General features: G+C 60.4%; 11 protein-coding genes. 9 read left to right on the forward strand and 2 right to left on the reverse strand.

The annotated features are described in order from the left end of the window. Positions 1–24: 24 nt before the first annotated feature. The 4 genes from rplI (at position 25) to priA (ending at position 8,419) form a co-directional block, all read left to right on the forward strand. Complete coding sequence (rplI, locus tag HBN54_RS20555; protein ID WP_168675108.1) at positions 25–468, forward strand: 50S ribosomal protein L9; 444 nt, start codon at positions 25–27, stop codon at positions 466–468. 101 nt (positions 469–569) lie between these two features. Next, a complete protein-coding gene (locus HBN54_RS23710) occupies positions 570–3,431 on the forward strand; it encodes a GSCFA domain-containing protein (protein WP_168675109.1) in 2,862 nt (953 codons plus the stop codon). A 109-nt stretch (positions 3,432–3,540) separates the two neighbouring features. After that, positions 3,541–5,637, forward strand: coding sequence for a thioredoxin domain-containing protein (locus HBN54_RS20565; RefSeq protein WP_168675110.1), 2,097 nt, complete (start codon positions 3,541–3,543; stop codon positions 5,635–5,637). A 238-nt stretch (positions 5,638–5,875) separates the two neighbouring features. Further along, positions 5,876–8,419, forward strand: a complete 2,544-nt coding sequence (priA, locus tag HBN54_RS20570) for a replication restart helicase PriA (RefSeq protein ID WP_210428133.1) — start codon at positions 5,876–5,878, stop codon at positions 8,417–8,419. 120 nt (positions 8,420–8,539) lie between these two features. Here the strand turns inward: priA and HBN54_RS20575 are convergent, their stop codons facing one another. Continuing rightward, the gene (locus HBN54_RS20575) at positions 8,540–9,142 is read right to left on the reverse strand and encodes a hypothetical protein (protein WP_168675111.1); all 603 of its coding nucleotides are present in this window, start codon (positions 9,140–9,142) and stop codon (positions 8,540–8,542) included. Between the two features lie 214 nt (positions 9,143–9,356). Between HBN54_RS20575 and HBN54_RS20580 the strand changes: the two genes are divergently transcribed. The 3 genes from HBN54_RS20580 (at position 9,357) to HBN54_RS20590 (ending at position 11,959) form a co-directional block, all read left to right on the forward strand. Further along, positions 9,357–10,154 (forward strand): class I SAM-dependent methyltransferase, encoded by a 798-nt coding sequence (locus HBN54_RS20580; RefSeq protein WP_168675112.1) that lies wholly within the window; start codon positions 9,357–9,359, stop codon positions 10,152–10,154. Between the two features lie 119 nt (positions 10,155–10,273). Beyond that, on the forward strand, positions 10,274–11,533 hold the full coding sequence (locus HBN54_RS20585; RefSeq protein ID WP_168675113.1) for an S-adenosylmethionine:tRNA ribosyltransferase-isomerase: 1,260 nt from the start codon (positions 10,274–10,276) through the stop codon (positions 11,531–11,533). Positions 11,534–11,650: 117 nt separating this feature from the next. After that, entirely contained in the window at positions 11,651–11,959 is a 309-nt protein-coding gene (locus tag HBN54_RS20590; RefSeq protein WP_168675114.1) for a hypothetical protein, read from the forward strand. 92 nt (positions 11,960–12,051) lie between these two features. On the opposite strand, the gene HBN54_RS20595 is transcribed toward HBN54_RS20590, so the two are convergent. Continuing rightward, on the reverse strand, positions 12,052–12,288 hold the full coding sequence (locus tag HBN54_RS20595; RefSeq protein ID WP_168675115.1) for a hypothetical protein: 237 nt from the start codon (positions 12,286–12,288) through the stop codon (positions 12,052–12,054). A 141-nt stretch (positions 12,289–12,429) separates the two neighbouring features. Here HBN54_RS20595 and HBN54_RS20600 point away from each other — a divergent pair, with 141 nt between their 5' ends. After that, positions 12,430–12,894: a hypothetical protein gene (locus tag HBN54_RS20600; RefSeq protein ID WP_168675116.1), complete on the forward strand. Its 465-nt coding sequence runs from the start codon at positions 12,430–12,432 to the stop codon at positions 12,892–12,894. A 56-nt stretch (positions 12,895–12,950) separates the two neighbouring features. After that, positions 12,951–13,862 carry a prohibitin family protein gene (locus tag HBN54_RS20605; protein ID WP_168675117.1) on the forward strand — a complete coding sequence of 304 codons (912 nt, stop codon included), beginning with the start codon at positions 12,951–12,953 and terminating at the stop codon, positions 13,860–13,862. Positions 13,863–13,998 lie beyond the last annotated feature (136 nt).

Consider the following 13,998-nt stretch of genomic DNA (forward strand, 5'->3'; position numbering starts at 1 on the left):
TTGTAATTTATAATTTCTCTTCAAATGGAAATCATCCTCAAAGACGACGTTAAGGGCCTCGGGTACAAGAACGACATCGTGACCGTGAAATCGGGCTACGGTCGCAACTTCCTGTTGCCGCAGGGTCTGGCCATGCTGGCCGACAAGACGAACAAAAAAATCACGGCCGAGAACGTGCGTCAAGCCGCTCACAAAGCCGACAAAATCAAAGGTGACGCCCAAGCCATTGCCGACCAGGTTGGTAACATGGTATTGGACATCCTCGCTAAGGTGGGTGAAAGCGGCAAAATCTTTGGTCGCGTAACCACTTTGCAATTGGCCGAAGCGCTGAAAGCTAAAGGTGTGGACATCGACCGCAAGCGTTTGTCGTTCGACCAGGAGCCTGCTTCGGCTGGCGACTATACCGCTACGGCTAACCTGCACAAGGAAGTGAAGCACACGATTAACTTCCGCGTAGTAGCCGAGTAGTCTCGGTTTCTTTGCTAGTTTGAAAAAGCCCTGCCTGCCGGTGGGGCTTTTTTTATTCCGGTTCTCGGGCCATAGCCCGGTTACGGGCTATTTTTGCTTTAATGTTTAGAACTGAATTGACAATTGCCCCGGCCACCGGCCAGCTGACGCGCACGGCGCGGGTGCTCACCATGGGCTCGTGCTTCGCCGACAGCATTGGGGAGCGGCTGGTTTCCAACAAGATAGAGGCGCGGGTGAACCCGTTTGGCACCGTGTTTCAGCCGCTGGCGCTGGCCCGGCTGCTACGGGCCGCCGCTGGCGAAGACGTGGATTGGCAGCGGCACCTAGTGCAGGCCCGCGGCCGCTGGCAGAGCTACGACCTGCACGGCAGCATTGGGGCCGATTCGCCGGTGGAGCTGCTGCAGCACATCCAGGAGTTGGTGCGGCAAACGGGCGAGTTTCTGCGCAATACCGATGTGGTGCTGCTGACGCTGGGCACGGCCTGGGCCTACCGCCTGCGCGAAACCGGCGAGCTGGTGAGCAACTGCCACAAGCAGTCGAGCGACCTGTTTGTGCGCGAGCTGCTGACGCCGGATGAAATCATCAACGCCTTGGCAGAAACGCACGCTTACCTGCGCCGCATAAACCCGGAGCTACGCTTTGTACTGACGGTGAGCCCTGTGCGGCATTTAAAAGATACGCTGCCGCTGAACTCGGTGAGCAAGTCGGTACTGCGGCTGGCTACGCACATTGTGAGCGACCTGCTGCCGGGCGTGGCTTACTTTCCGGCTTACGAGCTGCTAGTGGATGATTTGCGTGACTACCGCTTTTACGCGGCGGATATGCTGCATCCGTCGGAAGTGGCGGAGGACTACATCTGGGAGAAGTTTACCCGCACGTATTTCGACGCTGATTTTGGGCGTTTCCGCAAGGAGTGGGCGGCTGTTCGGCAGTCGCTGGGCCACCGGCCGCTGCATGAGGGCGCACCCGAGCACCGGCAGTTCCTGGAGAGTACCCGCGAAAAGCTGGAGCAGCTTAGCCTACGGAAAGTGGACGTGGCTTATGAGCTGCGCACGGTGCAAACGCGCATTGCGGCACTTCCAGAGCCGTTGCAGCCGCAACCGACGGCCGATTTGGACGATGATGAGGAGCGGATTGATATTGGCGAGGGCTCGGTAGCGACACGCGTAGCTCCGGCTGGTGAAGCTGCAACACCTGAAACGGAACAATCAGCTAACGATAATGCTAACGGCCGCCCACCTCGTTTGTCGCCGGAAGAATTCCGGGCGCAGCGAACGGGCCGTTCGGGCCGACCTGAGCGCGGGCGGCGTGACGGCCGTGGTAAAGGTCAGGTGGCCTCGCTTACCGAAACAGAAGCATTCCAGGCCGCGAGTTTTGGGGAAGCAGACGAATTTGCGCAACAGCCCTTCCTCGGCGATGAGGGTGCGGCATCGGCAGAGCTAACTCCTGTGGCGGCTGCGCCCGAAGCAACCATTGGCGCACCTGTTTCGGAACAGGATGCGGATGACCAGGAGCCCGGCCGCAAGAAGAAACGCCGCTCGCGCGGTGGAGCCAAGCGCACCGCACGCAAGCACGCCCTGCGCCTCGCCGCCGAATCGGAGGTGGATGAAAGCCAGCTGCCAGCCTCGGAAGCGGCTTTGGAAGCGGCGGCCGGCGCATTACCCAACGAGCCGGGCATTCGTCCGGATGCGCAGAAATCGAGCGTTATCACCAAATCGCAGCCGGTGAAACGGGGTGGCCGACGCAATGAGCCGGGTCGCGTGCCGCGCGTGGAGCTGTTTGCCGCTCCGGCAGCCGATACGGATTTCGCTACGGAAGCACCTGCTATTCAGGCCGGAGTACCGACGCCGATTGATTTTGCCCCGACGATGGATGCACCGCAGGTAGTGAGCAGCGATGCGGAGGCAGATTTGACTGCTTCCGGCGCTCCTTCCCGCAACAGCCGCAATCGGAACAAGAAAAAGGCCCGCAAACAAGCGGCTGATACCAATACGGCGGGTAGCATCGAGTCGGGTGATTCTGGCCTAGATACCAATCAGCCATTGCCGGTTGCTGGTAGTGAGCAGCCTGCTGCGCCCCGCGAATCGGAGCCGGCCCTTGACAGCCAGCGCGGAAATACGCGACAGCCGCAGGAAACAGTGGCAGCGCTGCCGGTAAGCGGGCAGGCTACTGCCGCCGTTTCAGCGGTGACCGCCGATGCTGCTGATACTGGTGAAGCCTCCGTGGCAAAGCCAGCCGCGGCCAAGCGCACGGGGCGTAAGAGCCGGGCCGCGATTGGTGGCCGGGCGGAAAAGCCAGCCGTTGATACGCCGGTAATTCCGGTGATGGACCCTACGATTGTTCGTACGCAAGTGGCTGCCGGCCGCATGATGGGCTCCTCGGCCACGCTGGTAGCGCAGACTCCCACGCCGAAAGCGGCTGCGACCAAAGCGGTAGCACCCAAGGCTGCTACGGCTAAAGTGGTAACACCGGTAGCGCCTAAAGCTGCCGTGGCTAAGGCGGCTACTCCGAAAGCTAAACCGGCTAAAGCGGCTGTAGTAGTACCAACGGCTGCCCTGCCTGGCGCACCGGTGGCGGCAACTGCTACGCCCGCTACAACGACTCCAGCCCCTTCAGCATCGAAGCGTAAACCGGCCGCGAAAGCCAAGGCTGTGGCGGCTCCGGTTTCGCCCGCAGCGCAGGAGCCGGTTGCTGCTACGAAAGTGGCCCCGGTAGCTGCAATTAAGGCCAAATCAGCTAAGATGGCTCCGAAGCCTGTTGCTGCGGCAGTTGAAAAGAAGGTGGTGGAGGCAGCTAAGGTGGTACCCAAAAAGGCGGCAGCTAAAACGGCTCCTAAAGTGGTTCTGAAGGCATCAGCGACCAAAGTAGCTGCTCCGAAAAAAGCAGTAGCCAAGGCTGATAAAGCGGCCCAGCCAGCGGCCAAGACGGCGGCTAAACCCAAAACACCTAAAAAGTCAGCTTAGCTTTCAGATTTTAGGCTGGTGAAACCCGGTTAGTTGCGTTATTTATTTCCCAGGCCCGGCTTTTTTCGCCGGGTTTGGTGTTTCAGCACCTCCCCTACTCCGCTTCTATATGGCCCACGCTGCTTCGCACACCAACCGCCTCGCCCAGGAAACCAGCCCTTATCTGCAACAGCACGCCCACAATCCCGTAGACTGGTACCCGTGGGGCCCAGAGGCGCTAAACCGCGCCCAGGCCGAACAGAAGCCTATTTTGGTAAGCATTGGCTACGCGGCCTGCCACTGGTGCCACGTAATGGAGCGCGAATCGTTCGAGAACGAGGCCGTGGCGGCGGTAATGAATGCGCATTTTGTGTGCATCAAGGTTGACCGCGAGGAGCGGCCCGACGTGGACCAGATTTACATGGATGCGCTGCACGCCATGGGTTTGCAGGGCGGCTGGCCGCTGAACGTGTTTCTGACTGCTGATGCCAAGCCGTTTTACGGCGGCACCTACTTCCCGCAGGGCAACTGGACCAAGCTGCTCACCAACATCGGCCAGGCCTACGCTGGTGAGCACCGCGCCGAGCTGGAGCAGTCGGCCGAGCGGTTTGTGGAAGTGATTGGCAAGAGCGAGCTGGCCAAGTATGGCGGGCACAACCGCAACGCGGCTCAGGAAGCCGACTATACGGCGCTGGAGGCCATTGGCGTAGCGCCGGAAACCGGCCCGGCCGGCGTTTCCGAAGAGGAATTCAAGCTACTGGTGTATAATCTGAGTACCAGCTTCGACCGTGAGCGCGGCGGCACGAACCGCGCCCCGAAGTTTCCGATGCCTAGTATCTGGCGGTTTTTGCTGCGGGCACATGCCATTAGCGGCAGCCGGGCCGTGCTGGACCAGGCGGTGCTGACTTTGCGCGAAATGGCCTGGGGCGGCATTTATGACCAGGTGCACGGCGGCTTTGCCCGCTACTCGGTAGATGGCGAGTGGCTGGCCCCGCACTTCGAGAAGATGTTGTATGACAGTGGCCAGCTGGTGAGCCTGTACAGCGAAGCCTTCCAGCTGACGCAGGACGAGCTTTTCCGGGAAACGGTGTACGATACCATCGAATTTATCCGGCTGGAGCTGACCAATGATGAGGGCGGCTTCTATTCGTCGCTCGATGCCGACAGCGAGGGCGAGGAAGGCAAGTTTTACGTTTTTACGAAGGAGGAACTGCGCGGGATTCTGGGCAATGAGGAACCGCTGTTTTCCGAATACTACAACTGCACGGCCGTGGGCAACTGGGAGCACGGCCGCAACATCCTGCACCGCCGCGAAACCGATGCAGACTTTGCAGCCGCTCACCAACTGGCACCGGGTATTCTGCCCGAGCTGGTGACGGGCTGGAAGCAGAAAATAATGGCCGTGCGGGCCAGCCGCGTGCGCCCTGGCCTCGATGATAAGGTGCTCACCGGCTGGAATGCGCTCATGCTGCAAGGCCTGACGGATGCCTACCGGGCGTTCGGCGAGCCCGAATTCCTGGCCATGGCCGAGCACAACGCCCGCTTTATTGAAGCCAACCTGCGCAACGGCGCACGCCTGTTTCGGACCTGCAAAGATGGCCGCGCCAGCATCAGCGGCTTCCTGGAAGACTACGCGCTGGTCATTCAGGCATACATCAGCCTTTACGAGGTCACCTTCACTGAAAAGTGGCTGCGCGAGGCCGATGTGCTGACGGAATACGTGCTGGCCAACTTCTTCGACCCCACCGAGACGCTGTTTTTCTACACCGACAGCAACGCGGAGCCACTTATTGCCCGCAAAAAAGAGCTGTTTGATAACGTGATTCCGGCCTCCAACTCCATTATGGCGCACAACCTGCGCCGCCTGGGCCGCCACCTCGAAAAGGCGCAATACACGGACCTGGCGGCCGAGATGCTGCTACAACTACGCCACCTCGTGGTGAAAGAGCCGCAGCACCTCACCAACTGGGCTTCGCTCTACGCTGCGCTGCTGCGGCCGGGCGCCGAAATCGCTATTCAGGGCCCGGAAGCTGACGGGTTCCGCGAAGAGCTGAGCCGCAATTTCCTGTTCGATACGGTGCTGGCCGGCACTGAAGCCGCGTCGGACCTGCCGCTACTGAAGCTGCTGCCCACGCCCACGGATGGCCGCACGGCGGTGCACGTCTGCCGCAACTATGCCTGCCAGGCCCCTGTTTATAACGTAGCCGATGCGCTGGCGGCGCTGTAGCGTGCTGGCTGCGGTTTAGCGCGCCAATTGTGCTGGCCGATGGTAATGCGAGTTTGCAACTCGCTGCCGCAACGCGGCAATTGATGGAGCAGTCGGCGTGAGTCACAGACTCACCTTACAATCGGCCAGCAGTTACGCGCTGCGCGCTAAACTGCGGCCAGCATGCCCGCGATGCCAGCCGGCCATTAGCCCGTGCGCCGGTCTTATCTTTACTATCCGCCCCTACGCTATACCTGTTTTGAGTCTTACGCTTGATTTTATTTCCCCGGCCGCCGCGCCCGCGCCCGACCGGGTGACGCTGTTTGCCGACGTTATTCTGCCCCTACCCTTGCCCCGGCTCTACACCTACCGGGTGCCGTATGAGCTGAACGACAACGTGGTGATTGGTGGGCGTGTCATCGTGCAGTTTGGGGCCAAAAAGACGCTTAGTTGCATTGTGGCGGCTGTGCATGAAACCGCACCCAAGGACTATCAGGCCAAGTACATTCTCGAATTTATTGATGATGCGCCGGTGGTCACGCAGGCACAGCTCAAGCTCTTTCGCTGGATGGCCGACTATTATATGTGTACCATCGGTGAGGTGATAAACGCCGCACTGCCTTCGGCGCTTAAGCTCAGCTCGGAGTCGCGCATTCAGCTGCACCCGGGGTTTTCGCGGGAGGAAAACGAGTACCCGCTCTCCACGCAGGAGGAGCTGATTGTGGACGCGCTGGGCGCAGTGGAAGATGGCAAAGCCCTGACGTTTACCGAAGTGGGTGATTTGCTGGGCATCACGTCCTTCCACAAGGTCATCAAGTCCCTGATGCACAAGGACGTCATTTTCCTCTTTGAGCACACGGCGGATAAGTACGCGCCCAAGGTGGTGAAAAAGGTGCGGCTGGCGCACCATTTCGTATCGGAGGCTTCGCTGGAGCAGCTGTTTGAGCAGCTCACAAGCAAGCCCAAGCAGCTCGATGTGCTGATGAAGTACATGCAGCGCGTGCCCGTGTACCAGAACGAGCACGCCAACCAGAACGGCATTGAGAAAGCCTACCTAGCCAGCAACCCTCACCTTTCGGCATCGGCGGTAAACACGCTCATCAAGAATGGCATACTGGAGCAGTTTGATGTGATTGTGAGCCGCTTTCCGGTCGAAAACGAAGGAGCCATCCACCTGAATTTCGCCCTGACGGAGGCCCAGACCTCGGCGCGGGATGAAATAATGGCGCACTTCGGGGAGAAGGAAATTGTGCTGCTGCACGGCGTGACCGGTGCGGGCAAAACCGAGATTTACATCGACCTCATCCGCAAGGCCATGGAGGGCGGCGGGCAGGTGCTGTACCTGCTGCCCGAAATTGCCCTCACGGCCCAGATTGTGACGCGGCTTATTCGCGTGTTCGGCTCGCGGCTGGGCGTGTACCACTCCAAATTCTCGGATAACGAGCGGGTGGAAGTGTGGAACGGTGTGCTCTCGGGCCGTTTTCAGGTGGTGGTGGGGGTGCGCTCGGCGGTATTTCTGCCGTTCGATAACTTGTCGCTGATAATTGTGGACGAAGAGCACGAGTCGAGCTACAAGCAGTACGACCCCGCCCCGCGCTACAACGCCCGCGAAGTAGCCCTGATGATGGCCAACTTCCAAGGGGCCAAAACCCTGCTGGGCTCGGCCACGCCGGCCGTGGAAACCTACTACCAGGCCAAGCAGGGCCGCTACGGGCTGGTCACGCTCAGCAAGCGCTTCGGCGAGGCCGGCATGCCGGAGGTGGTGCTGGTGGACACCCGCAAAGCCCGCGAGCAGAAAACCATGCACAATCACTTCACCGCCGACCTGCTGGGCGAAGTGGAGCGGACCCTGGGCCGCCAGGAACAGGTGATTCTGTTCCAGAACCGGCGCGGCTACGCGCCCGTATTGGCCTGCCAGGACTGCGGCTGGATACCCAAATGCACCAACTGCGCCGTGAGCCTGAGCTACCACAAGCACAGCCACGAGCTACGCTGCCACTACTGCGGCTACCACGACAGCATGGTAACCCAGTGCCCCGCCTGCGGCTCCCGTGCCGTGAAAACCCAGGGCTTCGGCACCGAGAAGATTGAGGACGACCTCAAAATCATGCTCCCTCAGGCCAATATTCAGCGGATGGACCTGGACACGACCCGCGCCAAAAACAGCTACCAGCAAATCATCGGCGACTTTGAGAAGCAGACCACCAACGTACTGGTAGGCACCCAGATGGTAACCAAAGGCCTGGACTTTGCCAATGTGAGTCTGGTGGGCATCATCAACGCCGACAGCATCATTCATTACCCCGATTTCCGGGCCCACGAGCGGGCCTACCAGATGTTTGTGCAGGTGAGCGGCCGGGCCGGGCGCAAGGGCAAAAAGGGCAAGGTCATCATCCAGACCTCAGACCCCACACAGGTAATTTTCGACAAGGTTATCCGCAACGACTACATCGAGTTTTACAACTACGAAATCGTGCAGCGGCACGAACACGGCTATCCGCCCTTCATGCGCGTCATCAAGATGACGGTGAAGCACATCGACCAAGGCGTGGGCGAAGCCGCCGCTATTTTGCTGACGCAGGAGCTCGTGGACCGGCTGGGCCGCGCCGCCGTGCTGGGGCCGGAAGCACCCTACATATTCCGCATTCGCAATTTCTATCTGCAGGAAATCACCATCAAGCTCGACCGGGCCCACACCGTACTTAAGCAGGCCAAGCAGATGATTTGCGAAGCCATAGATGTGGTGAAGGACCAGAAGGAGTTCCGCCAAGCCCGCCTAGTGGCCGACGTGGACCCAATGTGACCACGGATTTTAGCAGATTTCACGGATTTCGTAGACCGGCGAGTATGTGCCGTCAAAAATTAGAAAGCCCCGACTGCGTTGTGCAATCGGGGCTTTCCGGTAATGGATTACTGGCAGATATTACATCTGGTCAAGCAGCCAGAGGATGATGAAAATCAGGCCGATGATGGCGATGATGGTACCAATCAGGCCGTTGAGCAGGCCCACCAGCAATCCCACGAGCAGCAGGATAATACCGATGCGCAGGTTGCCGCTGATGGCCGCCGTGCTGGATGTTGAGGCCGTGTTATCGTGCTGGCGAACCGAGCCCGATTTCTGCATCAGCTTGTCCATTTTGCGGGTCACCTTGCTCAGGGCCATGCGCTGCACGAGGTTCAGCTTGGGAGCCGGAGCGGCCACAACCGCCATCGGAGCCTGAACGGCTGCGGCGGGCGTTGCAACGCGGGCCGTGGTTTTAGCTGCTGGCGCGGCGGCAACTGCAGCCGGGATGGCGGGCTGCACCGTGGCTACTGCGGCCGGAGCAACAGTGGCAACAGGCTCAGCGGCGGGCATAACGGCCGTTTCGGGCGTGGCGGCGGGCACGGGAGTGGCTACGCGCGTAACGCCGTGGTAGGAGCTGCCCTTTGGCAGCATTGCGTACTCGGAACGGCTGCAGCTACCCAGCGTGAGGGCGCAGGCAGCCAGCGCAACGAGTTTGGCGAAGGGGGGAAAAAAATTCTTCATAAGGGTACGGAGTAAAAAAACTTGAATGCCCATTCTACGGCAAAAATTGTAAATAGGCGATTCTTTGGAAACACTTTGTTTGTCCCATTACTTTTTAAAATCGGTTTTCAGCACGGTTCATGCTACGCTTCAGCATGTTTCCAGTAGCGGCCGGGCTGAACGCCGGCCAACAAATTGCTGTTGAATAGCCCAGATGTGCTTACTTGCAAACCGTATGAAATACTGTTTTTCTACCTGGCAACGGGCTTTGGGCGTAGTGGGAATAGGAACGGGAGCCGGAGTGCTGGTACTGAGCTGCACGCAGCTCCCGGCCGAAACCCGTCCGTCGGCGAGTACTGAGCAGCGCTTGCAGGCCCTGCAGGTAGCCGATACCAGCGGCTACGAAACGGCCTCGCCCCGCGACCCCAACGGCATTGGCACCTATTACCTGGGCCGTCAGATTGCCCACGTAATGGGGCACGAAGGCGCGAGCTGGCTGGAACGCAACGGCCGCCGCCAGGAAGAAGGTACCGACCTGCTCCTGAAAGAGCTAAACCTGAAGCCCACCGATGTGGTGGCCGACATTGGGGCCGGCACGGGCTTTTTCTCGTTTCAATTAGCCAAAAAAGTCCCCAAAGGCCAAGTGCTGGCCGTTGATATTCAACCCGAAATGATTGCGGCGCTGCAGGACAATAAGCGCCGGCTGAAGGTAACCAACGTGCGCTCCGTGCTGGGCACCACCACCAACCCCGGCCTGCCCGCCGATAGCGTGGACCTGGTGCTCATTGTAGATGCCTACCACGAGTTCGACCATCCGCGTGAGATGGGCCGGGCCATTCGGCGGGCGCTGCGCCCCGGCACGGGCCGGCTGGCCCTGGTCGAGTACCGGGCCGAAGACCCCAGCGTGCCCATCAAGCGCATTCATAAGATGAGCATTGGGCAGGCCCGCAAGGAAATGGCCGCCGTGGGCATGGTCCTGGCCGATTCCATTGAAACGCTGCCGCAGCAGCACCTGCTGCTGTTCAGAAAATAGCCCCCCTGGTACCGTAAGCTTCAGCTTGCGACGAGCGGAGCGAGTATAATCGTTGCGGGCGTATCACTCGCTACGCTCGTCGCAAGCTAAAGCTTACGGTACAGTGCGACCTTTGCGGGATGAACCCCGACCCGCGCCTGCTTTCCATTCAGGATTTCACTTATCCGCTGCCCGCCGAGCGCATTGCGCCCGAGCCCCTCCCCGACCGTGCCGCCAGCAAGCTCCTGGTGAGCCGCCACGGCCAGCTCACCGACAAAAACTTCCGCGACCTGCCCGGCGAGCTGCCGGCCGGCGCACTCCTCGTTTTCAACGACACCCGCGTGGTGCGGGCCCGGCTGCTGGCCCGGCGGCCCACCGGCGGGCAGGTCGAGCTGTTTTGCCTGGAGCCCGTGGCCCCGCACCGCAGCCTGGAGTTGGCCCTGCAGCAAACCGGCCACTGCACCTGGCGCTGCCTGGTGGGCAATGGCCGCCGCTGGAAGGAAGGCCCCGTGATGCTGGACTTCACGGCCGCCGATGGTCAGCCCGCGACACTGCATGCCGAGCGCCAGGCGCAGGAAGCCGGCACCGCCCTCATTGATTTTCGCTGGGAGCCGGCCGAGCTGCCTTTTGCCGAGGTGTTGCGCGCCGCCGGCCACCTGCCCCTGCCGCCTTACATTGACAGGCCCGACACGGCTACCGATGCCGTGCGCTACCAGACCGTGTATGCCGCCGCCGAAGGGGCCGTGGCTGCCCCCACCGCCGGCCTGCACTTTACCCCCGAAATCCTGGCTGAGCTACAGGAAAAAGGCTTTGCCACAGGCCACGTTACGCTGCACGTAGGGGCCGGCACGTTCCAGCCCGTGAAGGCCGACCACATGGCCGACCACCCCATGCACACCGAACCCATTCTGGTCACGGCCGGGCTGTTGCGCCAGTTGCTGGCCCATCGGCCCCGGCCGGTGATTGCCGTGGGCACCACCAGCCTGCGCACCCTGGAAACCCTGTATTGGCTGGGTGTGGGCCTGCTGCACGCCGCCGCCGATGCTACCGACCCGACCCCAGCCACCGCGACTGAGCTGCAGGTAGCGCAGTGGCGACCCTACGAAATGGCCGACGCGGCAGCCCGCATCAGCCCCGAAATGGCCCTCACGGCCCTGCTCCAGCACCTCGAAGCCACGGGCACCGATACCCTGCAGGCCAGCACGCGGCTGCTTATCGCACCCGGCTACCAGTTCCGGCTGGTCGATGGGCTTATCACCAATTTTCATCAGCCCGAAAGCACGTTGCTGCTGCTGGTGGCCGCGCTGCTGGGCCCCGGCTGGCGCACAATATATGAGCATGCTTTGAGCCACGGCTACCGGTTTCTGAGCTACGGCGACAGCTCGCTGCTGCTGCCTTGAGGCAGGCAAAAAACGGTTTTCAGGGGCTGGCCCAACTACGGCATACTCCTTGCACCAACCTTTGCCCGTAGGGAGCGTACAAAGCCCTCATAACCCTTTTTCCTTCTTCTGACTCTCATGAAAAAAATAACCCTGTTGCTCGCATTTTCCGCTTTTGCTACTGCTGCTTTTGCGCAAACCACTCCTTCTACGGAAGTTAAAGTGCGCGACAATGGCACCACTAAAGTGGTAACCAAAACCGGCAAAACCAACGTTGGCCAAGCCCTCGACAACACGAAGGATGCCGCCGGCAACGTGGCCCACAAAACGGGTAGCGCCATTAAGCGTGGTGCCCGCAAAACCGGCCATGCTGTGAAACGCGGCACCCAAAAAGTAGGCAATAAAACGGTAGAAGCTACTCAAAAGGCGGAAGCCAAAACCGAATAGTCCTTTCCAAGAACTGTTCCTTTCCGCTTTCCAGCAAGAAGAACCCCGGCCAAGGCCGGGGTTTTTTCTTGCCCGCTTGCGAAGCAAAAGGGCTACTCCGCGCTGGGCTTTTCGCGCACTTCGTGCAGCACTTTTTCTACGATGCTGCGCCCAAACAGGCTGAGGCCCGAATTGAGCACCACTAGGGCTACCGTGCCGGCAGCCACCCATTTTGAAGCGGGCTGGCGCTGGTCTTTCAGGCTGCCGGCCCAGTGCACCATGCTGGCGCCCGCGCCAATGGTGGCCAGCCCCAGCGGGGCAAAAATCAGCCATTTTGATTTATGCGTCATCGAATAAAAAGGGAATAAGGGTGTAATGATGAGCCACGCGCGGCGATTCAGCTTCTGGGCTGTTATCAGCACGTACCTTTCGGCTTTCTGCTTACGCACCGTACCGAGCCGTGTTTCGACTACGGATTCCGCCTTCGCTTTATGACGCCTTACGAACAACTGCTGCACCTCGCCTTCACCGCGCCCAACGACGTGAAGTATTATCTCACCCCCAATGCGTTGCAGGCCTACGACCTGATGCGGAAAGCCCCGCCCGCGCAGCTGCCCTTCCGCTTCGAGCAGGTGCGCCTGGGCCTGGCCCTGAGCTTGCTCAAGCTGGTATCGGAGCTGGGCGACCACGACGAGAGCCGCCAGGTGCTCGACGTGCTGCATCGCGCCCTGAACGAGGCCCGCTCGCCGGAGGACATCGACCGCATTATCGGCCGCGAGGCGCGCTTGTTCGACCGCCTCTACGAAAACCTCTATGTGAACGAAGAAGGCGAAGAGCTGCTCAACCTCTTCGGCCGCACGCTGGATGCCGACGCGCCCGAAGTGCTCGAAGCAGTGGCGCAGGAAGGCGTGGACCTTGCCCGCACCCTCGATTTAGACTCCGACGAGGACGAGTAAATCACCTTTTTTATCCGGAGCATTCCCAATTCAACCCCATTTCTCAACCCCTGCCCATGGCACTTTCCATTCTTGGTTTTATTATTCTGGTGCTGGGGCTGAATGCCAGCCGCTTCTCCGAGCGGCTGGAGCGCCTGCGCGGCGGCCTCATTTTCCTGGGCGGCGCGTTCCTGATTCTGGGGCTGGCCCTGAGCACCATCGTGCAGGTCGGAGTGGGCCAGGTGGGCGTGCAAACGTTGTTTGGGCAGGTGCAAAAGCGGGTGCTGCAACCCGGCCTGAGCACGGTGAACCCGCTGGTGGACGTGACCCGCTTCGACACCCGCACGCAGAACTACACCATGTCGGCGCAGCATGGCGAGGGCTCCCAGGCGGGCGACGACGCCATTCGCGTCCTCTCGGCCGACGGCCTGGAAGTGGTGATTGACCTCACGGTGCTCTACCACGTAGTGCCGGCCCAGGCCCCCAAAATCCTGGCCACCATCGGCGAGGACTACCAGGACAAGATTGTGCGGGCCATTTCGCGCACCCGCATCCGCGACAACGCGGTTTATTACGATGCCGTGGCGCTGTACTCCACGCGCCGCGAGGAGTTCCAGACCCGCATTCTGGCCGCCATTGAGAAGGATTTCCGGACCAACGGCCTGCAGCTCGACCAGCTGCTCATCCGCAACATTCAATTGCCCGAGTCGGTGAAACGTAGCATCGAAAGCAAGATTTCGGCCGAACAGGACGCGCAGAAAATGCAGTTCGTGCTGCAAAAGGAAAAGCAGGAAGCCGAGCGCAAGCGCGTGGAAGCCCAGGGCATTTCCGACTACCAGCGCATCGTGAACACTGAGCTAAGCGACAAGCTGCTGCAGTACGAAACCATCAAGGCCAACCAGGCCATTGCCACTTCGCCCAATGCCAAGGTTATCATCATGGGCGGCGGGCGTGGCGCTACGCCGCAGCTGCTGATTGGCGATAAGTAGCACCATATCTGCATTCACAAAAAAAAGCCCTGGCAGTGTGCCTTGTCCTTACCCAAAACTCAGAAAGCGCCGGCCAGTAGGTCGGCGCTTTTTTTGTGGGCGGGTAGTAGCTTTCGGACATGAGCATTTCAACAGG

The sequence above is a fragment of the Hymenobacter artigasi genome, from assembly GCF_012275535.1.
GTDB classification, from domain to species: Bacteria; Bacteroidota; Bacteroidia; order Cytophagales; family Hymenobacteraceae; genus Hymenobacter; species Hymenobacter artigasi.